General features: G+C 63.7%; 21 protein-coding genes and 1 riboswitch. Of the genes, 10 read left to right on the top strand and 11 right to left on the bottom strand.

The window, feature by feature from the left end; genetic code table 11:
- The first annotated feature begins 52 nt into the window (after positions 1-52).
- The 3 genes from ACIP02_RS00785 to ACIP02_RS00775 all read left to right on the top strand — a co-directional run bounded on the left by ACIP02_RS00785 (position 53) and on the right by ACIP02_RS00775 (position 6227).
- Positions 53-5002, top strand: coding sequence for an Hpt domain-containing protein (locus ACIP02_RS00785; protein WP_400612286.1), 4950 nt, complete (start codon positions 53-55; stop codon positions 5000-5002).
- Positions 4995-5468: a chemotaxis protein CheW gene (locus ACIP02_RS00780; RefSeq protein WP_400612283.1), complete on the top strand. Its 474-nt coding sequence runs from the start codon at positions 4995-4997 to the stop codon at positions 5466-5468. The genes ACIP02_RS00785 and ACIP02_RS00780 overlap by 8 nt, the downstream gene beginning before the upstream one ends.
- 141 nt (positions 5469-5609) lie before the next feature.
- Entirely contained in the window at positions 5610-6227 is a 618-nt protein-coding gene (locus ACIP02_RS00775) for a hemolysin III family protein (RefSeq protein ID WP_400612277.1), read from the top strand.
- Here ACIP02_RS00775 and ACIP02_RS00770 read toward each other — a convergent pair whose 3' ends face one another.
- The 3 genes from ACIP02_RS00770 to ACIP02_RS00760 all read right to left on the bottom strand — a co-directional run bounded on the left by ACIP02_RS00770 (position 6228) and on the right by ACIP02_RS00760 (position 9055).
- Positions 6228-6947, bottom strand: coding sequence for a 16S rRNA (uracil(1498)-N(3))-methyltransferase (locus ACIP02_RS00770; RefSeq protein ID WP_400612275.1), 720 nt, complete (start codon positions 6945-6947; stop codon positions 6228-6230).
- 131 nt (positions 6948-7078) lie between these two features.
- Entirely contained in the window at positions 7079-8485 is a 1407-nt protein-coding gene (locus ACIP02_RS00765; protein WP_400612273.1) for an adenosylmethionine--8-amino-7-oxononanoate transaminase, read from the bottom strand.
- 78 nt (positions 8486-8563) lie between these two features.
- Positions 8564-9055 carry a hypothetical protein gene (locus tag ACIP02_RS00760; protein WP_400613222.1) on the bottom strand — a complete coding sequence of 164 codons (492 nt, stop codon included), beginning with the start codon at positions 9053-9055 and terminating at the stop codon, positions 8564-8566.
- 210 nt (positions 9056-9265) lie between these two features.
- Between ACIP02_RS00760 and ACIP02_RS00755 the strand changes: the two genes are divergently transcribed.
- The 3 genes from ACIP02_RS00755 to ACIP02_RS00745 all read left to right on the top strand — a co-directional run bounded on the left by ACIP02_RS00755 (position 9266) and on the right by ACIP02_RS00745 (position 12556).
- Positions 9266-11137, top strand: coding sequence for an FAD-dependent oxidoreductase (locus ACIP02_RS00755; protein ID WP_400612270.1), 1872 nt, complete (start codon positions 9266-9268; stop codon positions 11135-11137).
- Between the two features lie 256 nt (positions 11138-11393).
- Complete coding sequence (locus ACIP02_RS00750; protein WP_400612268.1) at positions 11394-11945, top strand: cytochrome b; 552 nt, start codon at positions 11394-11396, stop codon at positions 11943-11945.
- Between the two features lie 32 nt (positions 11946-11977).
- Positions 11978-12556, top strand: a complete 579-nt coding sequence (locus ACIP02_RS00745) for a YceI family protein (RefSeq protein WP_400612265.1) — start codon at positions 11978-11980, stop codon at positions 12554-12556.
- A gap of 138 nt (positions 12557-12694) precedes the next feature.
- Here ACIP02_RS00745 and ACIP02_RS00740 read toward each other — a convergent pair whose 3' ends face one another.
- The 5 genes from ACIP02_RS00740 to ahcY form a co-directional block, all read right to left on the bottom strand.
- Positions 12695-14593 (bottom strand): DEAD/DEAH box helicase, encoded by a 1899-nt coding sequence (locus ACIP02_RS00740; protein ID WP_400612263.1) that lies wholly within the window; start codon positions 14591-14593, stop codon positions 12695-12697.
- Positions 14594-14812: 219 nt separating this feature from the next.
- The gene (locus ACIP02_RS00735; RefSeq protein ID WP_400612261.1) at positions 14813-15601 is read right to left on the bottom strand and encodes a substrate-binding periplasmic protein; all 789 of its coding nucleotides are present in this window, start codon (positions 15599-15601) and stop codon (positions 14813-14815) included.
- A 226-nt stretch (positions 15602-15827) separates the two neighbouring features.
- Positions 15828-16904, bottom strand: coding sequence for a hypothetical protein (locus tag ACIP02_RS00730; protein ID WP_400612259.1), 1077 nt, complete (start codon positions 16902-16904; stop codon positions 15828-15830).
- A 93-nt stretch (positions 16905-16997) separates the two neighbouring features.
- Positions 16998-17843 (bottom strand): methylenetetrahydrofolate reductase [NAD(P)H], encoded by an 846-nt coding sequence (metF, locus tag ACIP02_RS00725; RefSeq protein ID WP_400612256.1) that lies wholly within the window; start codon positions 17841-17843, stop codon positions 16998-17000.
- Between the two features lie 202 nt (positions 17844-18045).
- Entirely contained in the window at positions 18046-19455 is a 1410-nt protein-coding gene (ahcY, locus tag ACIP02_RS00720) for an adenosylhomocysteinase (protein ID WP_172228723.1), read from the bottom strand.
- Positions 19456-19475: 20 nt separating this feature from the next.
- Positions 19476-19572: riboswitch (S-adenosyl-L-homocysteine riboswitch) on the bottom strand.
- 178 nt (positions 19573-19750) lie between these two features.
- Here ahcY and ACIP02_RS00715 point away from each other — a divergent pair.
- Positions 19751-20152 carry an acyl-CoA thioesterase gene (locus ACIP02_RS00715; RefSeq protein ID WP_009682837.1) on the top strand — a complete coding sequence of 134 codons (402 nt, stop codon included), beginning with the start codon at positions 19751-19753 and terminating at the stop codon, positions 20150-20152.
- 115 nt (positions 20153-20267) lie between these two features.
- On the opposite strand, the gene ACIP02_RS00710 is transcribed toward ACIP02_RS00715, so the two are convergent.
- Positions 20268-21503: a cation:proton antiporter gene (locus ACIP02_RS00710; protein WP_400612253.1), complete on the bottom strand. Its 1236-nt coding sequence runs from the start codon at positions 21501-21503 to the stop codon at positions 20268-20270.
- Positions 21504-22037: 534 nt separating this feature from the next.
- Between ACIP02_RS00710 and ACIP02_RS00705 the strand changes: the two genes are divergently transcribed.
- Together ACIP02_RS00705 and ACIP02_RS00700 are read left to right on the top strand one after the other, a co-directional pair.
- On the top strand, positions 22038-22871 hold the full coding sequence (locus ACIP02_RS00705) for an EamA family transporter (protein ID WP_400612251.1): 834 nt from the start codon (positions 22038-22040) through the stop codon (positions 22869-22871).
- A 28-nt stretch (positions 22872-22899) separates the two neighbouring features.
- Entirely contained in the window at positions 22900-23286 is a 387-nt protein-coding gene (locus ACIP02_RS00700; protein WP_400612249.1) for an MAPEG family protein, read from the top strand.
- A 103-nt stretch (positions 23287-23389) separates the two neighbouring features.
- Here ACIP02_RS00700 and ACIP02_RS00695 read toward each other — a convergent pair whose 3' ends face one another.
- Positions 23390-24541 (bottom strand): murein transglycosylase A, encoded by a 1152-nt coding sequence (locus ACIP02_RS00695; protein WP_400612247.1) that lies wholly within the window; start codon positions 24539-24541, stop codon positions 23390-23392.
- Positions 24542-24780: 239 nt separating this feature from the next.
- On the opposite strand from ACIP02_RS00695, the gene ACIP02_RS00690 reads away from it, so the two are divergent.
- Positions 24781-25119: a c-type cytochrome gene (locus tag ACIP02_RS00690; protein WP_400612245.1), complete on the top strand. Its 339-nt coding sequence runs from the start codon at positions 24781-24783 to the stop codon at positions 25117-25119.
- A gap of 168 nt (positions 25120-25287) precedes the next feature.
- Here ACIP02_RS00690 and ACIP02_RS00685 read toward each other — a convergent pair whose 3' ends face one another.
- Positions 25288-25680 carry a DUF1090 domain-containing protein gene (locus ACIP02_RS00685; protein ID WP_400612243.1) on the bottom strand — a complete coding sequence of 131 codons (393 nt, stop codon included), beginning with the start codon at positions 25678-25680 and terminating at the stop codon, positions 25288-25290.
- Between the last annotated feature and the right edge of the window lie 10 nt (positions 25681-25690).

Here is a 25690-nt window from a genome sequence, read left to right as displayed (position 1 = left end):
TTGATAAGCCGTACCGATGAGCCCGACTGATGACCAGCGCTGAGGAGTACCCATGGCCGTAACAGCACCAAGCCCCGAGCGCCACGACACGGTGGCGCTGGCCTGGACCAAGGCGGCCATCCTCGACTGCCTGGGCCAGGCGCGCCAGGCCCTGGAGCGCTTTGCCGGCGAGCCGGGCGACCTGTCGATGCTGGCCTTCGTGGTCGACAACCTGCACCAGGTGCACGGTTGCCTGCGCATGCTGGAACTACGGGGCGCCACACGCCTGGCCGAGGAGCTGGAGCTGTTCGCCAAGGCCTTGGCCGAAGGCCAGGTCAGCCCGCGGGGCGATTGCCTGGGTGCGCTGTTCCGTGGTCTTGAGCAACTGCCGTCCTACCTCGAGCGCTTGCGCGGCGCGCGCCACGATCTGCCCCTGGTGATGCTGCCGCTGCTCAACCAGTTGCGCGGCTGCCGTGGCGTCGAGCCGCTGGCCCAGGCCAGCCTGATCAGTGGCGCCGCGCAACGCTTTGCCGGCTCCGACGACCTGGCCAATCTCGACCTGTCGCTGGGCAACTGGCGCGACCAGTTGCAGGCCGGGCCGGGCCGGGATGCCTTGCGCTCGGTGGTGAGCGCGCTGTGCGACGACCTGATGCGCATCAAGGAACGCCTCGACCAGTTCGTGCGCGGTGACCGTCAGCACAGCGAGCAACTCGACGCCTTGCTGGCGCCACTGCGTCATGTGGCCGACACCCTGGCCGTGCTGGGTTTCCAGCAACCGCGGCGGGTGATCATCGACCAGGTGCTGGCATTGCAGGCCTTGGCCGAGGGTGAGCGGGCCGTGGACGACGCCGTCCTGATGGATGTGGCAGGGGCGCTGCTGTACGTCGAGGCCACACTCAATGGCATGGTCGGCCCGCTGGAAGAAAACGGCCAGGGCGGCCTGCCCGGCTCGGACCTGGCCGAGATTCGCCAGCTGGTGCTGAGCGAGTCGCTGAACGTGCTGCAGCAGGCCAAGGACTTGATTGGCGATTGCCTGGAGTCCGGCTGGCCGCGCCAGCGCCTGCAACCCTTGCCGGGCTTGTTGCAGCAGATTCGTGGGGCACTGACGATGTTGATGCTGCCTGCCGTGGCCGAGCTGTTTGCCGGCTGTGCCGGCTATGTGCAGCGCTGGCTGCAGCACCTCGAAACGGAGCCGCCCGCCGATGAGTTGGCCCACCTGGCCGAGGCCCTGAGCGCCGCTGAATGCTACCTGCAATGGCGCGTGGCCGACCCGTTGGCCGATGGCCAGCCCTTTATCGACATGGCCCGGGCCAGCCTGGCAGCGCTGGGGGTGCACTGTACGCAGGTCGAAGCCAGCGCCGGCCTGGATGACAGCGGCGATGGCATTGATGACGAACTGCGCGAGGTGTTCCTCGAAGAGGCCGGTGAACTGCTGCCGGAAATCGAGCGCCACTGGCTGCGCTGGCGTGCCGACAACCAGCAACGTGAAGCGCTGGGCGAAGTGCGGCGGGCGCTGCATACGCTAAAAGGCAGTGGGCGCATGGTGCACGCCGAGGCCGTGGCCGAACTGGTCTGGGGCGCCGAGCACCTGCTGAACCGGGTACTCGAAGGCCGCAGCGTGCTCAGCCCGGAAGGCGTGGTGGCCCTGCAGCAGGCCTTTGTCCAACTGCCCGACCTGCTGGCCGACTTTGCCGCTGGCCAGCTGCCGCAATTGAGCGAAATCGAACAGCTGGCCGGGCACCTGCATGCCCTGGCCGAGAATGATGCACCGGCGGCTGCCGATCTCGACGGCCTCGACCCGCAGTTGCTGGATATTTTTCGGGCTGAAGCGCAGGGCCACCTGGCCAGCCTCGACGCTTTCCTGCAGGCTGCCGATGGCCATGGCACGCCGGTCAGTGATGGCCTGCAACGTGCCCTGCACACGCTCAAGGGCAGTGCTGCCATGGCCGGTGTGATGCCGATCGCCGAACTGGCCACAGCCTTCGACCGCCTGGTTCGTGAGTACAAGGGCCATCAGTTGCCCCTGCAAATGGCCGAGGTCGAATGGCTGGAGGCCGCACGCGCGTTGTTCCACCTTGGCCTGGCGCAACTCGACAGCGCGCCGCTGGCAGCCATCCCCGGCGCCGCGGAGCTGATCGAACAGGTTGGCCAGGCCGTGGACGAACGCCTGGCCAACCTGCATCACGACCCGCAGCACGCACGGCGCGGCAAGCGCGACCCACAGCAGGTCGCCAGTTTCCTGGCCCAGGCCATGGACATCCTGCTCAATGCCGAATCACTGCTGTCACGCTGGCAGCAACAGCCCGGTCAGCGTGATGCGCTGGACACCCTGCTCGATGAAATGACCACGTTGGGCCATGCCGCGCACTTGGCCGACCTGTGGCAGATGGATGACGTGTGCGAGGCCTTGCTCGACCTGTACGGCGCCGTGGAGGAGGGCAGCCTGCCCGCCGACGCACGCTTCTTCGCCCAGGCACAGCAAGCCCATGAAGCCCTGCTGGACATGCTCGACGAAGTGGCGGCCGGGCAGGATATCCCGCCGCGCCCGGCGCTGGTCGACGGCCTGCGCCAGCTGCTGGACCAAGCCCTGGCGCCGGATGCCACCGGCCTGGTGGGTATCGACTCGGTGACGCCGCTGCACCCGGACATGGACCTGGCCGATTCCCTGGGCCTGGGGCTGCCACGCCCGCCCTTGTTGCCGGAGGTAGTCGAGGCGCCGCTTGAAACGCCGGAAAACCCCGGCGAAGAGCTGCTGGAAGTGTTCCTCGAAGAAAGCTCGGACATCGTCGAGAGCGCCGCCGCAGCCCTGGCCCGCTGGCAAGCCGACCCGCGCAATAGTGTCGAGGTGGACAACCTGATGCGCGACCTGCACACCCTCAAGGGCGTGGCGCGCATGGTCGAGATTGCCCCAATCGGCGACCTGGCCCACGAGCTGGAATTTCTCTACGAACTGCTGGCTGCCGGCCGTCTGCCTCCGAGTGCGCCGCTGTTCGCGCTGCTGCAGAACTGCCACGACCGCCTGGCGCACATGCTCGATGCCGTGCGCCTCGGGCAGCCGCTGCATGCCGCCACGGCACTGATCGACTACATTCGCAACTTCAGCAGCGCTGCGTTGACCGACAGTGCCGCCGGGCAAGGGCCGCAAGAGGCTACCAGCGCCGAGGTGCCGGCTGCGGCGCCGGAGCGGGCGCCGGGCGACATGGTCAAGGTCGATGCCGAGCTGCTCGACGACCTGGGCAACCTGGCCGGGGAACACTCGATCATCCGTGGGCGCATCGAGCAGCAGGTCAACGATGCGCAGTTCACCCTCAACGAAATGGAAACCACCCTTGAGCGCATGCGCGACCAGTTACTGCGCCTGGACATCGAGACCCAGGGGCGGATCTCCAGCCGGCAGCCGTTCGAAGGCGATGCCTATGACGACTTCGACCCGCTGGAACTGGACCGCCACTCGCAGTTGCAGCAGCTGTCGCGAGCGCTGTTCGAGTCCGCCTCGGACCTGCTCGACCTGAAGGAAACCCTGGCCCAGCGCGCCCACGAGGCCTACAGCCTGCTGCAGCAGCAGGCGCGGGTGAACAGCCAGTTGCAGGAAGGCCTGACGGCCACCCTGATGGTGCCGTTCGAACGCCTGGTGCCACGCTTGCAGCGGGTGGTGCGGCAGGTGGCCAGCGAACTGGGCAAGCAAGTGGAACTGGTGGTCGGCAACGCCGAGGGCGAACTGGACCGCAGCGTGCTCGAGCGCATGGTGGCGCCGCTGGAGCATATGCTGCGCAACGCCGTCGACCATGGCCTGGAAAGCCGCGAAATGCGCCTGGCCGCGGGTAAGCCGGAGCAGGGCACCATTCACCTGAACCTGCTGCACGAAGGCGCCGATATCGTCATCGAAATGACCGACGACGGCGCCGGAGTGCCGCTGGAGGCGGTGCGGCGCAAGGCCATCAAGCGCGGCCTGCTGGACCCGCAGGCGCACTTGAGCGACCACGAGATCCTGCAGTTCATCCTGCGCCCGGGCTTTTCCACCGCTGAGAAAATCACCCAGATTTCCGGGCGCGGCCTGGGCATGGATGTAGTACACGAAGAGGTCAAACAACTGGGCGGTTCGATGAGCATCGAGTCGGCCCAGGGCAAAGGCGCGCGTTTCCTGATCCGTCTGCCGTTCACCGTGTCGATCAACCGTGCGCTGATGGTGCACCTGGGCGAAGAGCAGTACGCCATCCCGCTCAACACCATCGAGGGGATTGTCCGTGTACCGCCGACAGAGCTGGCGGCCTGCTACCAGCTGGATTCGCCGCGTTACGTTTACGCGGGCCATTCCTACGAGCTGCGTTACCTGGGCGAGTTGCTGCAAGGCATGCCGCGCCCAGCCTTGCTGGGCCAGAGCGTGCCGCTGCCGGTGTTGCTGGTGCATGCCAAGGAACAGTCGTTCGCCATCCAGGCCGACGCCCTGTCGCCTAGCCGCGAAATTGTGGTGAAGAGCCTGGGGCCGCAGTTTGCTGCGGTGGCCGGGCTGTCGGGTGCGACGCTGCTGGGCGATGGCCGGGTGGTGCTGATTCTCGATCTGCTCGGTCAACTGCGTGGCCAGCAGCGCCGCCTGGCGCGCTTGCCCGGTGGTGGCAGCCAGCGCCAACTGCTCGGGCCCGCACCGCGCCGCGCCTTGCTGGTGATGGTGGTGGACGACTCGGTAACGGTGCGCAAGGTCACCAGCCGCCTGCTGGAGCGCCACGGCATGAGTGTGCTCACGGCCAAGGACGGGGTCGATGCCATGGCCCAGCTGGAGGAACACCGCCCCGACGTGTTGCTGCTGGATATCGAAATGCCGCGCATGGACGGTTTCGAGGTGGCCACGCGGATTCGCCGTGATGAGCGGTTGAAAGACCTGCCGATCATCATGATCACCTCGCGCACCGGGCAGAAGCACCGCGACCGCGCCATGGCCATCGGCGTCAACGAATACCTAGGCAAGCCGTACCAGGAGTCGCTGCTGTTGCAGAGCATTGCCCACTGGAGCCAGACCCATGCTTGAACTGATTGCCGGCCAGCGCAGCAGCCTGACCGGGCTGTTGCTGCCGTTGGGTGACCGCACCCTGGTGCTGCCCAACGTGGCGGTTGCCGAGTTGAGTGGCCAGCGCAACCTCGTGTGCCAGCATGGCGACCCGGCCTGGCACCTGGGCTGGATCGACTGGCGCCAGCAACGCCTGCCACTGATCGGCTTCGAGGCGGCTTGCGGCGGTGAGACACCCTGCGGGGAGCGAGCGCGGGTGGTGGTGCTGAATGCCTTGGGTGATACCGGCCTGCGCTACCTGGCGCTGTTACTGCAGGACATTCCGCGCTCGTGCAAGCTCGACAGCCAGTTGAACTACGTGGACGTGGCGCTGGGCCGTCTGGAGCTGGCGGCGGTGCAGGTGGGCGAGCAGGTGGCGCGGGTGCCGGACCTTGCCGGGCTGGAAAGGCTGGTGCGTGACGCGGAACTGCAACCAGAGCTTGGGTAGGATGTGAAGCGGATGGCCCTTTCGCGGGTAAACCCGCTCCTACAACAGTACGCGTAACGAGTGTAGGAGCGGGTTTACCCGCGAAAGGGCCGGAACAGACATCATCAGGAACCCAGCCCATCTCAGGAGGTCTGTGTTTGCATGTATTACGGTGAACGCTTCAACGCCTGGACCCACCTGGTCGGTGCCGTCTTGGCCTGTATCGGTGCCATCTGGCTGATCGTGGTCGCGGGCCTGCAAGGCGACCCGTGGAAGATCGTCAGTTTCTCCATCTACGGCAGCACGTTGCTGTTGCTGTACAGCATCTCCACCCTGTACCACAGCACCCGCGGGCGGGCGAAGGTGATCATGCGCAAGCTCGATCACCTGTCGATCTACCTGCTGATCGCCGGTAGCTACACGCCGTTCTGCCTGGTCAGCCTACGCGGCCCTTGGGGCTGGAGCCTGTTTGGCGTGGTCTGGGGGCTGGCGGTGATCGGCATGCTGCAAGAGATCAAGCCGCGTTCCGAGGCGCGGATCCTGTCGATCATCATTTACGCGGTGATGGGCTGGATCGTGCTGGTGGCGGTCAAGCCGCTGCTGCACACGCTGGGTACTGCCGGCTTTGCCTGGCTGGCTGCCGGCGGCGTGTTCTACACCGTCGGCATCATCTTCTTCGCCCTCGACAGCCGCTTGCGCCATGCGCATGGCATCTGGCACTTGTTCGTGATTGTCGGCAGCCTCATGCACTTCGTGGCCGTTTCGTTCTACGTGCGTTAGTTAAAAGTCGCCCCACAACTGTTGGGCCACTGACAGTGCCACCACCGGCGCGGTCTCGGTGCGCAGCACACGTGGGCCAAGGCGTGCAGCGTGGAAACCGGCAGCCTTCGCCTGCTCGACCTCCGCCTCGCTCAGGCCACCTTCGGGGCCGATCAGGAAGGCCAGGGTCGCAGGCTTTTCATGGCGGGTAAGCGGCTCGGCCACCGGGTGCAGCACTAGCTTCAAATCAGCCTGGCTGCTGCTTAGCCACTCGGCCAGAGGCACTGGCGGGTGGATGACTGGCAAGGTCGAGCGGCCGCATTGTTCGCAGGCGCTGATTGCCACCTGGCGCCAATGGGCCAGGCGTTTGTCGGCGCGCTCGTCCTTCAGGCGCACTTCGCAGCGTTCGCTGACGATCGGGGTGATTTCGTTGGCGCCCAGTTCGGTGGCCTTCTGGATCGCCCAGTCCATGCGCTCGCCACGCGACAGGCCCTGGCCGAGGTGGACGTGCAGGGGGGAGTCGGCCTGGCCGGTAAAAGCCTGGTCAAGGCTGACGCGCACGGTTTTCTTGCCCACTTCGAGCAGTTGGCCGCGGTATTCCTGGCCGCTGCCGTCAAACAGCTGCACGGCGTCGCCGGCGGCCATGCGCAGCACGCGGCCGATGTAGTGGGCCTGGGCCTCGGGCAGGTCATGCTCGCCAAGGCTCAGGGGGGCGTCGATGAAGAAGCGGGACAGTCTCATGGGTTTGCTCGGACGAAAGGGATCAGGTGACCGTTGTAGGAGCGGGTTTACCCGCGAATACGATGGTGGACTCACCGACGCATTCGCGGGTGAACCCGCTCCTACAAGGGTTCGGCGGCGGACTTTCGGGCTTAGCCCGGGTCGCGGAAGTCGGGGTGGAAGTTGGCCGGCACCGCCACGCTGACGCTGTCGCGGGTGGCAATGTCGATGCCTTCGCTGGCCACCTCGGCCAGGAAGTCGATCTGCTCCGGGGTAATCACGTACGGCGGCAGGAAGTACACCACGCTGCCCAGTGGCCGCAGCAGGGCACCACGGCTCAGGGCATGCTCGAAGACTTTCAGGCCACGCCGCTCCTGCCACGGGTAGGCAACCTTGCCCGCCTTGTCCTGCACCATCTCGATGGCCAGGGCCATGCCGGTCTGGCGGATTTCGGCCACGTGGGCATGGTCGGCCAGGTGTGCTGTGGCGCTGGCCATGCGCGTAGCCAGGGCCTTGTTGGCCTCGATCACGTTGTCTTGTTCGAAGATGTCGAGGGTAGCCAGCGCTGCTGCGCACGCCAGTGGGTTGCCGGTGTAGCTGTGCGAGTGCAGGAACGCGCGCAAGGTCGGGTAGTCGTCGTAGAACGCCTGGTACACCTTGTCGGTAGTCAGGCAGGCAGCCAGCGGCAGGTAACCGCCGGTGAGGGCTTTGGAAAGGCACAGGAAGTCCGGGCGGATGCCAGCCTGTTCGCAGGCGAACATCGTGCCGGTGCGGCCGAAGCCCACGGCAATCTCGTCGTGGATCAGGTGCACGTCGTAGCGGTCACAGGCCTCGCGCAGCAGCTTGAGGTATACCGGGTGGTACATGCGCATGCCGCCGGCACCCTGGATCAGCGGCTCCACGATCACTGCCGAAATGCTTGCATGGTGCTCGGCCAGGGTCTGCTCCATGGCCTGGAACATGTTGCGCGAGTGCTCCTCCCAGCTCATGCCCTCGGGGCGCAAGTAGCAGTCCGGGCTTGGGACTTTGAGGGTGTCGAGCAGCAGCGCCTTGTAGGTTTCGGTGAACAACGGCACATCGCCCACCGACATCGCGGCAATGGTTTCACCGTGGTAGCTGTTGGTCAGGGTGACGAAGCGCTTCTTGTCCGGCTTGCCGACGTTCTGCCAGTAATGGAAGCTCATCTTCAGTGCCACTTCGATGCACGACGAACCGTTGTCGGCATAGAACACCCGGTCGAGCCCGGCCGGGGTCATGGCCACCAGGCGCTCGGACAGTTCGATTACCGGCTGGTGGCTGAAGCCGGCCAGGATCACGTGCTCCAACTGGTCGACCTGGTCCTTGATGCGCTGGTTGATACGTGGGTTGGCATGGCCGAACACGTTGACCCACCAGCTGCTCACTGCATCCAGGTAGCGCTTGCCCTCGAAGTCCTCCAGCCACACGCCTTCGCCGCGCTTGATCGGGATCAGCGGCAGCTGCTCGTGATCTTTCATCTGGGTGCAGGGGTGCCACAGGACCTTGAGGTCGCGTTGCATCCACTGATCATTCAGGCCCATGGGCACTTCTCCTGGCTTTGCGGCGTGGTTCGACCGCGTAAGCCTAAGCAATGCCGCCGGGCAGGACAACCGCCGCCTTCAGTGGCGGCGGGTGCCGGTCCATTCAAGGCTGCGGATATGGACGGTGCCTGCATGCGAAGTAGAGATGGTCAGGCGCCGGAATGGTCCTTCGATCACTTGATGATAGGGCTGCGTCGCAATGGGCCCGGGGCGCAGGTCGCGAAAGCCGCTGCCTTCGAGGGTGAGCCAGTAGAAGTTGCGTGGGGCAGGGGCGACCAGATCGTATTCAAGGTTCTCGGCATCGAACAGCATGCACAGGTCGTCGCAAAGGAAGTCGCTGACAACGTAGTACTCCATGCGCAGGCACTCGACTTCTTGGGCAAAGCGTATTTCCACATCGCTATGTTCGCCAATGACCAGTTCGGTGCCATCCTCGCCTTTGAACGCCTCATGGAAACCAGTCCACGATGTGCTGTTGGAGCGGATACTCAGGCCCGATTCGGTACGCAGTGTCTGCTTGTGCCAGAGAAACTGCCGCTCTATATGCTGGAAATGCTCCTCGAATATCATGCGCATGCCCTCCTGGCGGGGCGTGTGGCCATCTTCGCCAGCTTGGCCTGCCAGTGTGTGACATGGCTACTGGCAAAAATGTCAGTTGCCAAAGGCACTTGATGTCACTGCGCTGGCAGGGTGGTCACACCTGACGTATTCTTAACGCATCTCTCTGGGGCATTCCTGCCTCTCCCCGTTTCTGTAACCCCTGACTCGGAGTTCGCCGACATGGCTGCTGCTTGGGTGCGCCTGTGCGCGTTGGTATTGATTGGTGTGTCCAGTGGTGCGGCGCTGGCAAAGGACAAAACGCCCACCGCGATTGTGGTGGGTGGCGGCATGGCAGGCCTTACGGCAGCCTATGAGCTGCAGAACAAAGGCTGGCAGGTGACCCTGCTGGAAGCCAAGTCGGGCATGGGCGGGCGCTCGGGCCTGGCGACCAGCGAGTGGATCGGCAACGCCAAGGCGCAACCGGTGCTCAATCAGTACCTGGACCGTTTCAAACTTGAAACACTGCCAGCACCCGAATTTGTACGAACCCCCGGTTACCTGATCGACGGCGAGTATTTCAGTGCCACCGACCTGGCCGCCAAGCAGCCAGCTACCGCCGAGGCGCTAAAGCGTTACGAGAAAACCCTCGACGACCTGGCCCGCTCGATTGATGACCCGCTGAACCCACAGGCTACCAGCACGCTGTTCGCCCTCGACCAGATCAACGTCTCCACCTGGCTGGACAAGCTGCAGTTGCCCGCCACTGCCCGCCAGCTGGTGAACCAGCAGATCCGTACCCGCTACGATGAACCGTCGCGCCTGTCGCTGCTGTACTTCGCCCAGCAGAACCGCGTATACCGCGGCGTCAGTGACCGCGACCTGCGCGCCGCGCGCCTGCCTGGCGGCAGCCCGGTGCTGGCCCAAGCCTTCGTCAAACAGCTGAAGACCATCAAGACCAGTTCGCCGGTGACCGCCATTGTCCAGGACAAAGACGGCGTCACGGTCAAAGTTGGCAGTGTCGGCTATCAAGCCGATTACCTCGTCATGGCCGTGCCGCTGCGCGCGCTGGCCAAGATCCAGATGACCCCGGGTCTGGACAGCAAGCACTTGGCGGCGCTGAAAGGCACCAACTATGGCTGGCGCGACCAGCTGATGCTCAAGTTCAAAAAGCCGGTATGGGAAAGCCGTGCACGCATGTCGGGCGAAATCTTCAGTAACACCGGCCTCGGCATGCTGTGGATCGAGCCGGCGCTCAAGGGTGGTGCCAACGTGGTGATCAACTTGTCCGGCGACAACGCCCGCCTGCTGCAGGCCTTCGGTGACAAGCAGATGGTTGACCAGGTATTGATCCGCCTGCATGCCTTCTACCCGCAGGCGCGTGGTGCCTTTACCGGTTACGAGGTCAAGCGCTACAGCGTCGATGCCGGTACCGGCGGTGCCTACCTGGCCTACGGCCCAGGGCAGATCAGCAAGTTCTGGCGCCTGTGGGAGCGCCCGGTGCAGCGCATCACCTTCGCCGGTGAGCACACCGACGCCCTCTACCCGGGCACCCTGGAAGGCGCCCTGCGCAGTGGCCAGCGCGCCGCCAGCCAGGCACAGGACCTGCTGGCCGGCAAGTCGTTCGACCCCGCCAAGGCGGTGCCGGTTGCGGCCGCTGCAGCGGCAGGCGCGGCGGCTGCGAAAGAGCGCAAGGGCGGGTTCTTCTCGAACATGTTTGGTGGTTCGTCCGACAAGGCCGAAAAAGCCGATTCTGCGCCGGTCAAAGCGGAGTCCAAGCCAGCCGATGAGGCCAAGCAGGATAAGCCTGGGTTCTTCAAGCGGCTGTTTGGCGGGGGGGATAAACCTGAGGTGAAGGCCGAGCCGATTGCCAAGGCCGAAGAAGTGGCGCCGGTGGTTGCGCCGGCGCCGGCGCCGGCGCCTGCACCTGCACCGGTTGCCCCAGCACCCGTGGCCAAGGATACCCCCGACAAGCCTGCAGCGACCAAGGTTGCCCCGGCCAAGCATGCACCGGCGCACAAGCCAGCGCACAAGCCAGCCGAGACCAAGAAGGCTACCGCCAAGTCTGAACCGGCCAAAAAGCCTGTAGCTAATACCCAGGCCAAGGCTGGTTGATCTATAGGCAGTGCTGGCCCTTTCGCGGGTAAACCCGCTCCTACAAGGATGGCGCGTTCCTGTGTAGGAGCGGGTTTACCCGCGAAGAGGCCGGCACTGACAACCCCGAACTCTGCGTCTATCGTTAATGTTTCCTTAATGGGAAGCTTACAGAATACATATCGGATTTCTCGATAATCCGAAGCAATTTTTTCCGCTTTTATTCGATACGTTACGCGTTAGTCTGTGTACAGCTTTCACGGGGAAACACGCCAACATGCAACTGCGCAATTCACCTTCTCGCTACGGCGTGGTCAGCATCGTCCTGCACTGGGGCGTTGCGCTGGCAGTCTTCGGCCTGTTCGGCCTGGGCCTGTGGATGGTCGGCCTCGACTACTACAGCCCATGGCGTAAATCAGGGCCGGACCTGCACAAGAGCATCGGCCTGGTGCTGTTGGCGGTAATGCTGTTGCGCGTGGTCTGGCGCTTCATCAGCCCGCCACCCCCGGCACCGGCCAGCCATGGCGCACTCACCCGTACGGCGGCCAAGCTGGGCCATCTGGCGCTTTATGTCGGGCTGTTCGCCGTCATGGGCGCGGGTTACCTGATTTCCACCGCCGATGGCGTCGGCATTCCGGTGTTCGGCCTGTTCGAAGTGCCGGCCCTGATCAGCGACCTGCCTGACCAGGCAGACGTGGCGGGTGTAATTCATTTGTGGCTGGCCTGGGGCCTGGTGATTTTTGCCGTGCTGCATGCCCTGGCTGCACTCAAGCACCATTTCATCGACCGTGACGCGACCCTGACCCGTATGCTGGGCCGCAAAGCTTGACTCTCAACCTCAATTGCATAGGAAGGAACAGGATGTTGAAAAAGACTTTTGCCGCTCTGGCGCTCGGTACCGCTCTGCTCTCCGCTGGCCAGGCCATGGCTGCCGAGTACAAGATCGACAAGGAAGGCCAGCACGCGTTCGTTGACTGGAAAATCAGCCATCTGGGCTACAGCTTCATCCACGGTACCTTCAAGGACTTTGACGGCAACTTCACGTGGGACAGCGCCAAGCCTGAAGCCAGCAAGATCAACGTCGACCTGAAAACCGCCAGCCTGTGGTCGAACCACGCCGAGCGTGACAAGCACATCGCCAGCGCCGACTTCCTCGACGTGAAAAAGTACCCGGACGCCAAGTTCATCTCCACCAGCGTCAAATCGACCGGCGAGAAGACTGCTGACGTATCCGGCGACCTGACCCTGCACGGCGTGACCAAGCCGGTCACTTTCAAGGCTACCTTCAACGGTGAAGGCAAGGACCCATGGGGCGGCGAGCGCGCTGGTTTCAACGCCACCACCACGCTGAACCTGAACGACTTTGGTATCAAGGGCCCAGGCCCGACTTCGCAAACCCTGGACCTGGATATCAGTGTTGAAGGTGTGAAGCAGAAGTAATACTTACCTGCTGAAAGCCGAGGGGGCTGCTTTGCAGCCCTATCGCGACACGAGGCCGCTCCTACAGGGGTTACGCATTTCCCTGTAGGAGCGGCCTTGTGTCGCGATAGGGCCGCAAAGCGGCCCCCTTGCTTTCTGTCAGCCCTTGCGGGTCAGCAGCGCCGGGCGCTCACCGCGCGGGCGGCTTGGCAGGTCGTCCAGCTGCTCAGGCGTCGGGAAACGGTCGAGCTTGGATTCCTTGCGGATGATCACCGGCTGTTTTTCCGGCTGGCGCGGGTTGCGCACAGCCGGCTCTTGCCGGGCAGCATCGTCACGGGCCGGGCGACCACGGCCAGCACCGCCGCCATCACGGCGGGCACCGCCCCCGTTGTTGGCGCGAGGCGGGCGTTTTTCGCCACTGGTGCTACCACCACTGCGCTGCTGGCCGCCATTGCGGGCCTGGCCCTGGCCACCGCCTGCGTTGCTGCGTTGGCCGCCACCTTGGGCTTGACCTTGCCCGGCACCCCCACCTGGGCGGCGATTGCGGCCTTGGCCTTTGCCTTGGTACGGGCTGACGTAGTCGGCACGGTTTCCGAAGTTGTCGACGTCGTCGTCCAGAAACTCTTCCGGGTCGCGGTCGGCGGTTACTTTCGGCGCGCTGCTGCTGGCCTGCTGCTGGCGCGGCTTCTTGTCACGCGGTTTGCGCGGCTGCTGTTGCTTGTCACCGCTCTTTTCCTTATCGGCCGGCTTCTCGGCAGCTGGCTGCTTGGCCTTGCCTTTATCCTTGCCTTTGTCCTTGCGGCCGCCGTTGGCGTCTTTGCCGCCTTCGCCACGAGCCTGCTGGTTGCGGCCACCACGGCCGTTGTTTTGCGGGCGCTCGCGTACTTCAGGCTTTTCGGCTTCAACCTGGCTGGCGTCGAAGCCCATCAGGTCGCCATCCGGGATGCGCTGCCGGGTGACGCGCTCGATGCTCTTGAGCAGTTTTTCTTCATCCGGCGCGACCATGGAAATGGCCTCGCCCGAACGACCGGCACGGCCGGTACGGCCAATACGGTGAACGTAGTCTTCCTCAACGTTCGGCAGCTCGAAGTTGACCACGTGCGGCAGCTGGTCGATGTCCAGGCCACGGGCAGCGATGTCGGTGGCAACCAGCACGCGTACGCTGTTGGCCTTGAAGTCGGCCAACGCCTTGGTACGGGCATTCTGGCTCTTGTTGCCGTGGATCGCGGCGGCGGTCAGGCCGTGCTTTTCCAGGTACTCGGCCAGGCGGTTGGCACCGTGCTTGGTACGGGTGAACACCAGCACCTGTTCCCAGGCACCCTGGGTAATCAGGTGCGCCAGCAGCGCGCGCTTGTGGCTGGCCGGCAGGCGATAGACGCGCTGCTCGATACGCTCGACGGTCGTGTTCGGCGGGGTGACCTCGATACGCTCCGGGTTGTGCAGGAGCTTGTCGGCGAGGTCGGTGATGTCCTTGGAGAAAGTGGCCGAGAACAGCAGGTTCTGGCGCTTGGCCGGCAGGCGGGCGAGTACCTTCTTGACGTCGTGGATGAAGCCCATGTCGAGCATGCGGTCGGCTTCGTCGAGCACCAGGATTTCCACGTGAGCCAGGTCGACCTTGCCTTGGCCGGCCAGGTCGAGCAGGCGGCCCGGGCAGGCGACCAGCACGTCAACGCCTTTGGCGATGGCCTGAACCTGCGGGTTCATGCCAACACCGCCAAAGATGCAGGCGCTGACCAGCGGCAGGTCACGGGCATAGACCTTGAAGCTGTCATGCACCTGGGCTGCCAGTTCGCGGGTCGGGGTCAGGACCAGCACGCGCGGCTGGCGCGGGCCATGGCGCTGCGACTTGTCGGGGTGGCCGGCCGGGAACAGGCGCTCGAGAATCGGCAGGGCAAAGCCGCCGGTCTTACCAGTACCAGTCTGGGCGGCAACCATCAGGTCGCGGCCTTGCAACACGGCGGGAATGGCCCGCTGTTGCACGGGGGTCGGCTGGGTATAGCCCGCAGCCTCGATAGCGCGGACAAGAGCCTCGGAGAGACCGAGGGAAGCAAAGGACATGGGCGATCCTGTTCTCGTTTGGGCTGGGCCCGTTTGGGATGTTCTGCCTGGCGCGACGGGCATCGGTGGGATGCGATCGCGTCCGGTCCAGCTGGGCTTTCACTGCACATCCGGGAAACGGAGGGTGGACGCGATGGGGCGTCGGTGCCGATCGGGATGCCTGTTGCGAGGCCGAGCGTCCGGGCGTGAGCCGGGCGGGAAGGCCCGAGTATAACAGAGCTATCGCGCTGTGCTGCTTTCCTGCTGCTCAACGGCGTTGAGAATGTTTTCGATGTCGCCTGTGTAGCGGTTGCTGATCGTCGCATAGGCCGGTTCCTGCTTGAAGCGCCGCAGCTCTTCGGCAAAGGCCACGGCCAATGCCTCGCGCCCGGGTTTGCGCACCAGGCCTAGATACTGGGTCTGCCGGCTGATCACCAGTGGCAACTCCTGAACTTGCCGTTGCAGGCCCAGATGGCCCAGCAGGTAGCGCCCGACCCGGCGGTCGGTAATTGCCAGATCGACCCGGCCCAGCAGCAGCTTGCCGAAATTGGCTTCGTGGGTGGGTGCGGCTTCACGCGTGAAATACGCGGCTTCGTTGAAGGAGGCGCCATAGGTGTAGCCGGGCGATGTGCCGACGGTGAGGCCGGCAAGGTCCTGCAACTGATCGACCGCATGGCGACGAGCGCTGGCCTGGAACAGGACGAATTCGACTTCCGACATGGGCTCTGCACCGTACACCAGGTAAGGTTGGCGAGCCTCGGTCTGGAAAATATCCAGAATGCCATCGGCCAGCCCCTGCTCGGCCATCGCCAGACAGCGCTTCCACGGCAGGAATTGCACCTCTACTTCGACGCCAAGGCGTGCGAATACTTGCCTGGCGACCTCGTAGTCGAGGCCATGGGGTTGGCCGTTGTGCTGGTACACATAGGGTGGCCAGTCGTCGGTGACCAGGCGCAGGCGTTCACCCAGAGCCGACGGGCTCAGGCAAGCGAGCAGCAGGATCCAGAACAGCCGGGCGATGAGTGGCATGGCCGGAGATTACGCGCTCGGCCGGAACATGGCCAGAGGCCCGGTATTTGGAGCGAGCCAGGCCCCTGTAGGAGCGGCCTTGTGTCGCGATCGGGCGCGCAGCGGCCGTAATTCAGGCGATGCGGTTTGCCTGGTAAACCGGGGCATCAGGTTTAGCGGCCGCTGCGCGCCCGATCGCGACGCAAGGCCGCTCCTACAGGGATCGCGCCAGCCAATGGGTTGGAGCTTAAGTTTGAGAAGACCTCAACAAATGCGCCTCGATATCCTTGCGCCGCTCGCCCAGCGACAAGCGCAACCCCGGGTGCCGCAGGCACTGGCGCAGCCGTTCAGGCTCCATGTGGCCATGGCGGGCATTGAGGTTTTCCAGGGCCTTGTCCCACCAGGCCGGTGCACAGGCGCGGTCAAATTCATTGGCGTAGGGGTAGCAGCCATACAGCAGCTCGCGGGCAAACTGGCGCTCGTGGCGGGGCAGGGTCAGGCTCAGGGCCTTGTAGCCCAGGCGATGCAGGGCCGGTGGCCGCGGCAACTGGTCGTTGACCAGGGCCACGTCGGCCAGCGCTGGCTGGTTTAGCGGGTCGTGGCCGTGCTTGCGCAGCCAGGCCTGGATCTTCGCGCGAAACTGCGCCTTGCGGCTCCAGTAGTGGTGAATCACATCGGTGCAATCGGCCACCTGTAGCTTGCGATAGGCCGCCACGGCCAGGCAGAACTCTTCGAGGGTATAGGCCTCGCGCGCCAAGGGGTGTAACTCATCCATCAGGGCGATGGACTGGTCCAGGGTAGCGGCGTCTTCGGCAGTAAGGCCGATCACCCCGGAGTTGATCAGTGGCATCTGGCAGTCGGCCAGGCCGCGGGACTGAAGAATGGTCAGCAGGCTCTTGTACAGCAGGCACTTCTGGTTCGCCCCGTAGCGCGGGCCGATGGCATTGCACAGCAGCTTGCCGGGCGCCACCCGGGCGAACAGTTGCAGCGGCGAGGTGCGGAAGAAGGTGTCGGTGTCGATCAGAACAGCCAGCGGGTATTGCTGCAGCACCTGACGCAACAGCACATGCTTGCTGCGAAAGTGATAACCGTGGGGGGCGTTCCAGGCCTGGCGCGTGGCCTCGTCCAGCCGATGAAGGGTAACGGGGAGCCTGGCATAGGGTTGCGGGTTGTCAGTGTAGACTTGGATATCCAAGGCTTCGCCTGCGGCCGGGCCCAGCTGGGCGAGGGCGCTGACGATGCTGAAGCAGGCTTCCTGATGGTAGGTTGCCGGGCCGAAAGCCAGGTAGACGAGCTGTGGGCGCGATGGCTGGGGGTGCTGCATGGCAGGCAAGACCTGTGTAACCCGGAAATGAATAAGGCTTTAGTCTATGACCAAAGCCTTAATTATTTCTTAAGCAGACCTTGCCAAAAGATTTCAGCGCGGCAGCTTGAGGTTGTTCCACAGCGCCAGGCTCGCTTCGGCCTGGTTCAGGGTATAGAAGTGCAGGCCTGGTGCGCCGCCTTGCAGCAGCTGTTCGCACATGCGGGTGATCACTTCTTCGCCGAAAGCCTGGATGCTGGCGGTGTCATCGCCATAGGCTTCCAGCTGCTTGCGGATCCAGCGCGGGATCTCGGCGCCACAGGCGTCGGAGAAACGCGCCAGCTTGCTGTAGTTGGTGATCGGCATGATGCCGGGTACCACCGGGATATCCACGCCCAGCTTCTGTGCGCGCTCGACAAAGTAGAAGTAGCTGTCGGCGTTGAAGAAGTACTGGGTGATGGCGCTGTCGGCACCGGCCTTTACCTTGTGCACGAAGTTGCCCAGGTCGGCCTCGAAGTTGCGCGCCTGTGGGTGCATTTCGGGGTAGGCGGCGACTTCCAGGTGGAAGTGATCAGCGGTTTCCTTGCGGATGAACTCGACCAGGTCGCTGGCGTAGCGCAGTTCGCCCGTGGCCATGCCCATGCCCGACGGCAGGTCGCCGCGCAGGGCAACGATGCGCTTGATGCCGGCGGCCTTGTACTCGGCCAGCAAGGCGCGCAGTTCGGCCTTGGTGTCGCCCACGCACGACAGGTGCGGTGCGGCAGGTACCTTCACTTCGTTTTCCAGCTGCAGCACGGTGTTCAGCGTGCGGTCGCGGGTCGAGCCACCGGCACCATAGGTGCAGGAGAAGAAGTCCGGGTTGCAGGCGGCCAGCTGGCGGGCCACGCCCATCAGCTTTTCGTGACCGGCGTCGGTCTTGGTCGGGAAGAACTCGAAACTGTAGCGGCGTTCTTGTGACATCAGGCGTTCCTCTGGCAGCGAGCTTCGAGCTTCGAGCTTCAAGCTTCAAGCTGCAAGTAAAAGCCAGATCGGTGATGGCCGGTCTGGCTTGGTCATCGTTCAAGATTTTTAGAGGCTTGAGCTACAAGCAGCAACAGCACGGTCTGCCTTTGCTTGCAGCTTGCAGCTTGCAGCTTGCAGCTTGCAGCTTCAAGCCTGCCGCTTAGTAACGGTAAGCGTGCGGCTTGAACGGGCCTTCGACGGTCACGCCGATGTAGTCGGCTTGCTGCTTGGTCAGTTGGGTGACCACGCCGCCGAAGCCGCGGACCATCTCCAGGGCCACTTCTTCGTCGAGCTTCTTCGGCAGCACTTCTACGGTCAGGCGCTCGGCTTTCTTCTCGGCCGACAGGTCGGCGAACTTCTGCTCGAACAGGAAGATCTGGGCCAGCACCTGGTTGGCGAACGAACCGTCCATGATGCGGCTTGGGTGGCCAGTGGCGTTGCCGAGGTTGACCAGGCGGCCTTCGGCCAGCAGGATCAGGTAGTCGTCGTTCTGCGGGTCGAAGCTGCCAGCGCCGGTACGGTGGATCTTGTGTACCTGCGGCTTGACCTCTTCCCAGGCCCAGTTCTTGCGCATGAAAGCGGTGTCGATCTCGTTGTCGAAGTGGCCGATGTTGCACACCACGGCACGCTTCTTCAGGGCCTTGAGCATGTTGGCGTCGCAGACGTTGACGTTACCGGTAGTGGTCACGATCAGGTCGATCTTGCCCAGCAGGGCCTTGTCGATGCTGGCTTCGGTGCCGTCGTTGATGCCGTCGATGAACGGCGAAACCAGCTCGAAGCCGTCCATGCAGGCCTGCATCGCGCAGATCGGGTCAACTTCGGTGACCTTGACGATCATGCCTTCCTGGCGCAGGGACTGGGCCGAACCCTTGCCCACGTCGCCGTAGCCGATCACCAGGGCCTGCTTGCCCGACAGCAGGTGGTCGGTACCACGCTTGATGGCGTCGTTCAGGCTGTGACGGCAGCCGTACTTGTTGTCGTTCTTGCTCTTGGTGACCGAGTCGTTGACGTTGATTGCCGGGACTTTCAGCTCGCCCTTGGCCAGCATGTCCAGCAGGCGGTGTACGCCAGTGGTGGTTTCTTCGGTCACGCCGTGCACGCGGTCCAGTACCTGTGGGTACTTCTTGTGCAGCAGTTCGGTCAGGTCGCCACCGTCGTCGAGGATCATGTTGGCGTCCCATGGCTGGCCATCCTTCAGGATGGTCTGCTCCAGGCACCACTCGTACTCTTCTTCGGTTTCACCTTTCCAGGCGAACACCGGGATACCGGCGGCGGCGATGGAGGCGGCGGCCTGGTCCTGGGTGGAGAAGATGTTGCAGGACGACCAGCGCACTTCGGCACCCAGGGCAACCAGGGTTTCGATCAGCACGGCAGTCTGGATAGTCATGTGGATGCAGCCCAGGATCTTCGCACCCTTGAGCGGTTGCTCGGTCAGGTACTTGCGACGCAGGCCCATCAGTGCAGGCATTTCCGATTCGGCGATGATGGTTTCGCGACGGCCCCAGGCGGCCAGGGAGATGTCGGCGACTTTGAAATCGGTAAAACCAGCAGGCATGTTTGCAGCGCTCATGAGAGCCTCCATTCGTAGTGTGCGAATGGGCGCCGTTGTGCGTTAAGCGCCCGCGAGAGCGAGCAACGCCCCATCCGAGCCTGACAGGCCTAGCCTGCTGCAGCGCCCCTCGGACAGGTGGCGGGCATGGCACCGCTGAGGGCAACCATGTAAAGCGGCGGAAATTATAGCCGCGCCCGCCGGCTTGCCCAAGGTTTTCTGTCGATTAATCGCGACGATAGTCGATGTTCAATGGAGCGATGGCGGCCGCTCTGCCATCATTGCTACACGTTAGCCAAGCAGGTCAGGAGTACAGATGAACTTTCACACCCGCAAGTGGGTTAAACCCGAAGACCTCAACCCCAATGGCACCCTGTTCGGTGGCAGCCTGTTGCGCTGGATCGATGAAGAGGCGGCCATCTACGCCATTGTCCAGCTGGGCAACCAGCGCGTGGTGACCAAGTACATGTCGGAAATCAACTTCGTCAGTGCATCGCGCCAGGGCGACATCATCGAACTGGGCATCACCGCCACCGAGTTCGGCCGCACCTCGATCACCCTCAAGTGCGAAGTGCGCAACAAGATCACCCGCAAGAGCATCCTGACCGTCGACAAGATGGTGTTCGTCAACCTGGGTGAAGACGGCTTGCCGGCGGCCCATGGGCGGACTGCGATCAAGTATGTGCAGGACCAGTTCCCGGATTCTGCGGTGGAATAGACATCTTGGGGCTGCTGCGCAGCCCATCGCGACACAAGGCCGCTCCTACAGGGGAACGCGATCTCTTGTAGGAGCGGCCTTGTGTCGCGATGGGCCGCAAAGCGGCCCCAAAATCTCAAGGCTGGGCACTGACCTTGCGCACCACCCGCCCAATGCTCAACCCCTGCACCAGAATCGACGACAGCACCACGATGTAGGTAATCGACAGCAGCAGGTCTCGCTCCTCGCCCAATGGCAGCGACAGCGCCAGGGCCACCGACACCCCGCCACGCAGGCCGCCCCAGGTCAGCACCCGCACCGTGCCTTTGGGCACTGGCCGCCAACGGCGCAGCAGCACGATCGCCGGCGCCACGGTCAGCAAGCGCGACAGCAGCACCGCCAATGCCAGTACGCCGCCGGCCGCCAGATGCATCCAGTTGAACGGCAGCAGCAACAGTTCCAGGCCGATCAAGGCAAACAGCAGGGCATTGAGCATGTCATCGATCAGCTCCCAGAAGCCGTCCATGTAGCGCCGGGTCATGTCGTTCATCGCCAGGTTGCGCCCCAGGTTGCCGATGATCAGGCCGGCCACCACCATGGCGATCGGCGCCGACACGTGCAGCTCGTAGCACATCGCCGAGCCACCGATCACCAGTGCCAGGGTCAGCATGACCTCCACCTGGTACTGCTCGACACTCTTGATCATGCGGTAGGTGGCGTAGCCGATCAGGCCACCAAACACCACGCCGCCAATGGCCTCGCGGGCGAACAGGATCGCCGTGTCCGTCATGCTTGGCGTTTCACCCAGCTGGATGATGCCCAGCAACACGGTGAACACCACCACTGCGGTGCCGTCGTTGAACAGCGACTCGCCAACGATGGTGGTTTTCAGCGGTTTGGGCGCATTGGCAGTACGCAGTGCGCCGAGCACGGCAATCGGATCGGTCGGCGAGATCAGCGCGCCGAACAGCAGGCAATAGATCAGTGGCACTTGCCAGCCGAACAGGGCAAACACCCAGTGCGACAGGTAACCGATGACCACGGTGGCAATCAGCACGCCGACGGTGGCCAGCAGGCCGATCGGCCAGCGGTAGCTGCGCAGGTCGGTGAGGTTGACGTGCAGGGCGCCGGCAAACAGCAGAAACGCCAGCATCCAGTGCATCAGCAGGTCGTTAAAGTCGATCTGGTTCATCAAGCCTTCGACGCGTTCTTCCAGGCCAGGGAAGCCGATCAGGCTCAGGCCTTGCAGAATCAGCGAAAACAGCAACGCCGTGACCATCACGCCGATGGCGGGGGGCAGGCCGATGAAACGGTAGTTCACATAGGTGAGCAGGGTGGTGAGGCAGATAAACGCGGCAACTAATTCAAGCATCCCGAATCCTGTAACAGTGGCTTCCAAGTCGTAACCCGAATGGCTCGGGCAGTTCTTTGATGACCTGGCGAGGGGTTCGGGACACAGGGTTTGACCAGAATTGTCGGAAACGTTCCGGGTTTTCACCGCTGGAGGGTGCCTTAAGGCGGCCAGGTGCCTGCCATAACATTTGCAGCGCCTGTGAGATCGAGCGCCGCCCGCGCGGCGCTTCGCGGGGCAAGCCCGCTCCCACAGTCTGTTTCGGGCCAGTCAATCCTGTGATTTCACCACTGTCCGTCTGGTTTGTTCCCTTCGATATTGAAGTGGGCGCGTTGCTTTTCTTCTGCCTTCAGTCATGCACCAAGGCGGACAGGGGAGGCCTCACAGGAGTAACTGGCCCGAAACAGACTGTGGGAGCGGGCTTGCCCCGCGAAGCGCCGCGCGGGCGGCGCTCGATCTCACAGGCGCTGAAATTCTCCCAGCGTACACATCGCAGGCAACCCGCAGCCCAACGCTATATATTCACTGCTATAAAAAAGCCATAAGGACAAAGGCGTGTTGGCAACATCCTTGGTGCTGGTCGCCGCCCTGCTGCATGCGACCTGGAATACCCTGATCAAATTCAGCGGCGAGCGCCTGTTGGTAATCGCCAGCATGGACACCGTCGCACTGGCCTTTGCAGTGCTGGCCGTGCCCTTCGTCGAGGTGCCACCAGGCAATATCTGGCCGTGGCTGATCGCCTCGGCGCTGGCCGAGCAGCTGTACCGCTACCTGCTGATCCAGGCCTACCGCGTGGGTGACCTGGGGCTGGTCTATCCTCTGATGCGCGGGCTGTCGCCGCTGGTGGTGCTGGGGCTGACCCTGGCCTTTGCCGGGGAGTCGCTGAGCCAGCAGCAGATCATCGGCATCCTGCTGATCCCTTGTGGCATGGCGTGCCTGCTGTGGCAGGGCGGTGGCGGTGACCGGCTGCCCTGGTCGATGCTACCGGTAGTGGCCCTGATTGGCCTGTGCATCGGTTGCTACACCTGGTTCGACGGGCAGGCGGTAACGCTTTGGGGTAAACCCTGGGACTACCTGGTGTGGCTGACCCTGCTCAGTGCCTGGCAATTCCCGCTGCTGGCCACTGTTGCGCGGCGGGCACCGTTCGTATTGTTCTGGCGCACCCAATGGCGCCTGGGGCTGGCGGTAGGGTTCTGCGTACTGTTCAGCTACGCCCTGGTGCTGTGGGCCATGCACCTGGGCTCGGTGGCCGAGGCGGCGGCACTGCGGGAGTTGAGCGTGATTCTGGTGGTATTGCTGGGCATGCGCTACCTGAAAGAACCTTTTGGCGGGCCGAGACTCCTAGCTTGCGGGCTGGTGTTGGCCGGCATGCTGGTAATGAAGCTTTGACCTCAAGACTGAACAAGGAGTCCTGCCTATGACCGTTGCCCTGTGGTGCATCCTGATTGCGCTGTTCTTGCCGCCGCTGTGTGCGTTGATCGCCAAGGTCAGTAGCGGCCGCTTCGGCTTGAAGGACAATCACGACCCGCGTGCCTTCCTCGATACCCTGTCCGGGCTACCACGGCGCGCGCATGCGGCCCAGCAAAACAGCTTCGAGGCCTTCCCGGCATTCGCCGCGGCGGTGCTGGTGGCGGATATCGTCGGTAATGCCGAGCAGGTAACCCAGGATGTGCTGGGGGTGATGTACATCACCAGCCGCTTGCTCTACATCATCTGCTACCTGGCCGACTGGGCTGCCTTGCGCTCGCTGGTGTGGTTTGCCGGGGTCGCGATCATTGTGGCGTTTTTTGTGGTTTCCATCTGACCTGTAGGAGCGGCTTTAGCCGCGAACACCGGCAAAGCCGGTGCCATGCACCGCGTGGTCTTCTTCGCGGCTAGAGCCGCTCCTACAGGGTGCGCGCGAGCGGTCAGGGAACCTTGGGTACCTCTGGCAGTGGCTGGCCCTTGGGCCACAGCATCCAGATCTGCCCCTGCTGCTTCATGTTCCCGGCCAGCTCACCGGCCTGCGGCCCGGTACCCCAGAACAAGTCAGCACGCACCTCACCGGCAATCGCCCCGCCCGTGTCCTGAGCGCCCACCGGGCGCACCACTGGCGAGCCATCCGGGCGGGTGGTGGACAACCACAACAAGCTACCCAGCGGAATCACCTTGCGGTCGATGGCCACGCTATAACCTGCGGTCAGCGGCACGTTCAGCGAGCCGCGCGGGCCTTCGTTGCTGTCCGGGCGGGTGCTGAAGAACACGTAGCTGGGGTTGCTGGCCAGTAGCTCAGGCACGCGTTGCGGGTTTGCCTGGGCCCATGCATGGATGGCGCCCATGCTCACGTCTTCTTTCTTCAGCTGGCCTTGTTCCACCAGCCAGCGGCCAATTGGCCGGTAAGGGTGGCCGTTCTGGTCGGCATAGCCCAGACGCAGCTGGCGGCCGTCTTCCAGTTGTACCCGGCCAGAGCCCTGGATCTGCAGGAACTGCAGGTCCATCGGGTCGGTCAGCCAGGCCAGCACCGGCGCCTTGACGCCGTCACGGTTGATGACCTCGGCTGTGTCGTAAGGCTTGAGCACCCGGCCATCCAGGCGCCCGCGCAAGCGCTTGCCCTTGAGTTCGGGGTACACGCTGGCCAGGTCGACCACGATCATGTCGTCGGGGATACCGTAGACCGCTACAGGGTTGGTTTTTGACTGGCTCAGGCTGCCGGGGTAGACCGGTTCGTAGTACCCGGTAATCAGGCCGTTGGCGTTGTTCTCGGCAGAACGCAGGCCGTAGACCTCAAGGTTCTGCTCCAGGAACGTGCGTACCTGGGTGGCACTGGCGGTGGCACTGCCGGCCGCTTCGCAGGTGGCAGCCCATACCTTGTCGCGCTTGAGCTTTTCGCACCCGCTGCGCCAGGCGTAGAAGCCGGCCAGCAGGTCTGCATCGCTGACTGCCGGCAGGTCTTTCCAGGTTGCCGGCGCGTAGGTGGCGATGGCGTGGGGTTCGGGCTTGGCGTTCTCGCCGCCGTTGCAGCCGGCCAGCAAGGCCAGCACCGGGAGTGTCCAGGCCAGGTGGCGCAGGGCAGATTTCATGTGTGCATTCCTGTCATGGGCGAACATGAATGTTCACCCCTGTTTTTTGTATGGCTATTGGTCTTTGGCCTTTGCCCAGCGATACTGGCCGCCCATTTGCGTAGGCCGAAGTGAGCGTGATGTTGAAGCAATTGACCGTTGTTCTGCTGGCAGCACTGACCTTGGGCGGGGCCCTGAGTGGCTGCGACGGGGTTGACCCGAACTCGCCGCTGGGCAAGCGCTAGGTGATCTTCAAGGACATGCTCAAGACCAGCGAAGACCTGGGCGGCATGTTGCGTGGCCGCTTGCCGTTCGACGGGGTGAAGTTTGCCGACGGTGCGCTGAAACTGGACAACCTCTCGCACCAGCCCTGGCAGCACTTTCCGCAGGTGCGCGATGGCGGTGACAGCAGTGCGCGTGCTGAAGTGTGGGAGCGGCAGACGCGTTTTCATGACCTGGCCCGGCAGTTGGAAGGCGTCACCGGCGAACTGGTTGATGTAACCCGGAACCAGCCGATGGACGCTACGCAGCTGAAGGCACCGATGGACAAGGTCGAGGCGGCGTGCAAGGCCTGTCATAGCGAGTTCCGCAATCATTGATGGCTTGGGCAGCTTGCCCAGATCCTTGTAGGAGCGGCCTTGTGTCGCGATGGGCCGCGCAGCGGCCCCAGCATTTTATGCATCAAGGCTGTTATCTTGGGGCCGCTGCGCGTCCCGATCGCGACACAAGGCCGCTCCTACATTGACCGCGCTTGTCAGTCAGATACCTCAGCGGTCGAGTTCGTCCACTGCTTCCTGCAGCTCTTTACGCGACTCGGCCAGCTTGTCCTTGCGCTTGTTGATCTTCTCGGAATCGCCTTTCTTCTCGGCTTTCTTCAGGTCCTTTTCCCGCTGCGCCACTTCGTGACGGGCGTCGAGCACCTTTTGCTCACGTTCCTTGCGCAGGCTGGCATCGGTGCAGTTGTCGACCCCGCGCAGCGCTGCTTCCAGCCCGGCGACCTGGGCGGTGTTGCCGTGGTCACGGGCAATCTTCAACTGGTTCTCGATGGCGCTGCGCTTGGCGGCGCAGCCGGTCAGGCCGGCATCCGGCTGGGCGGCCTGTGCGGCGCTCGAAGCAAAACCAAGGGTCGCGAGCAGGAAAAGGGTCGAAATACGTTTCATGAAAAGCCTC

The organism is Pseudomonas sp. NPDC089408, assembly GCF_044749445.1.
In the GTDB taxonomy this organism is placed as follows: Bacteria; Pseudomonadota; Gammaproteobacteria; order Pseudomonadales; family Pseudomonadaceae; genus Aquipseudomonas.
This window is presented reverse-complemented; position numbering and strand designations above follow the sequence as displayed.

Coding starts and splice junctions, on each gene's coding strand:
- ACIP02_RS00785 (WP_400612286.1), top strand. CDS start 53: ATGGCCGTAACAGCACCAAGCCCCGAGCGCCACGACACGGTGGCGCTG.
- ACIP02_RS00780 (WP_400612283.1), top strand. CDS start 4,995: ATGCTTGAACTGATTGCCGGCCAGCGCAGCAGCCTGACCGGGCTGTTG.
- ACIP02_RS00775 (WP_400612277.1), top strand. CDS start 5,610: ATGTATTACGGTGAACGCTTCAACGCCTGGACCCACCTGGTCGGTGCC.
- ACIP02_RS00770 (WP_400612275.1), bottom strand. CDS start 6,947: ATGAGACTGTCCCGCTTCTTCATCGACGCCCCCCTGAGCCTTGGCGAG.
- ACIP02_RS00765 (WP_400612273.1), bottom strand. CDS start 8,485: ATGGGCCTGAATGATCAGTGGATGCAACGCGACCTCAAGGTCCTGTGG.
- ACIP02_RS00760 (WP_400613222.1), bottom strand. CDS start 9,055: ATGATATTCGAGGAGCATTTCCAGCATATAGAGCGGCAGTTTCTCTGG.
- ACIP02_RS00755 (WP_400612270.1), top strand. CDS start 9,266: ATGGCTGCTGCTTGGGTGCGCCTGTGCGCGTTGGTATTGATTGGTGTG.
- ACIP02_RS00750 (WP_400612268.1), top strand. CDS start 11,394: ATGCAACTGCGCAATTCACCTTCTCGCTACGGCGTGGTCAGCATCGTC.
- ACIP02_RS00745 (WP_400612265.1), top strand. CDS start 11,978: ATGTTGAAAAAGACTTTTGCCGCTCTGGCGCTCGGTACCGCTCTGCTC.
- ACIP02_RS00740 (WP_400612263.1), bottom strand. CDS start 14,593: ATGTCCTTTGCTTCCCTCGGTCTCTCCGAGGCTCTTGTCCGCGCTATC.
- ACIP02_RS00735 (WP_400612261.1), bottom strand. CDS start 15,601: ATGCCACTCATCGCCCGGCTGTTCTGGATCCTGCTGCTCGCTTGCCTG.
- ACIP02_RS00730 (WP_400612259.1), bottom strand. CDS start 16,904: ATGCAGCACCCCCAGCCATCGCGCCCACAGCTCGTCTACCTGGCTTTC.
- metF (WP_400612256.1), bottom strand. CDS start 17,843: ATGTCACAAGAACGCCGCTACAGTTTCGAGTTCTTCCCGACCAAGACC.
- ahcY (WP_172228723.1), bottom strand. CDS start 19,455: ATGAGCGCTGCAAACATGCCTGCTGGTTTTACCGATTTCAAAGTCGCC.
- ACIP02_RS00715 (WP_009682837.1), top strand. CDS start 19,751: ATGAACTTTCACACCCGCAAGTGGGTTAAACCCGAAGACCTCAACCCC.
- ACIP02_RS00710 (WP_400612253.1), bottom strand. CDS start 21,503: ATGCTTGAATTAGTTGCCGCGTTTATCTGCCTCACCACCCTGCTCACC.
- ACIP02_RS00700 (WP_400612249.1), top strand. CDS start 22,900: ATGACCGTTGCCCTGTGGTGCATCCTGATTGCGCTGTTCTTGCCGCCG.
- ACIP02_RS00695 (WP_400612247.1), bottom strand. CDS start 24,541: ATGAAATCTGCCCTGCGCCACCTGGCCTGGACACTCCCGGTGCTGGCC.
- ACIP02_RS00690 (WP_400612245.1), top strand. CDS start 24,781: ATGCTCAAGACCAGCGAAGACCTGGGCGGCATGTTGCGTGGCCGCTTG.
- ACIP02_RS00685 (WP_400612243.1), bottom strand. CDS start 25,680: ATGAAACGTATTTCGACCCTTTTCCTGCTCGCGACCCTTGGTTTTGCT.